Source organism: Rurimicrobium arvi (assembly GCF_039540495.1).
Classification (GTDB): domain Bacteria; phylum Bacteroidota; class Bacteroidia; order Chitinophagales; family Chitinophagaceae; genus Rurimicrobium; species Rurimicrobium arvi.
In genome coordinates this window covers 355,489-355,718 of the sequence record NZ_BAABEZ010000022.1, presented here as the reverse complement: position 1 = coordinate 355,718, position 230 = coordinate 355,489, and the positions used below count along the sequence as shown (strand labels likewise).

1 protein-coding gene is annotated in these 230 nt (G+C 58.3%); it reads left to right on the top strand.

Features of this window, described 5'->3' with window-relative positions:
- Positions 1 to 230: hypothetical protein (locus ABD846_RS08330; RefSeq protein WP_344825159.1), on the top strand; the 230-nt coding region annotated here is incomplete at both ends.

Here is a 230-nt window from a genome sequence, read left to right as displayed (position 1 = left end):
TTGCGCGGCTGCAGCTGGGCCAGAACCAGGTGCAGAGCCTGGAGTATGCGTACACGATCCAGGGCTGGCTCAAATCGGTGAACGGCGATGTGCTGAACCCGGTAAAGGATATGGGCACGAACGGACTCTCCGGCGATATGACCTATGCACGGGATGTGATGTCGCATGCGCTCCGCTACTTCGACCAGGATTACAAACCCATCGGAACGAAAGCAGTGGTGAGTGTGCCC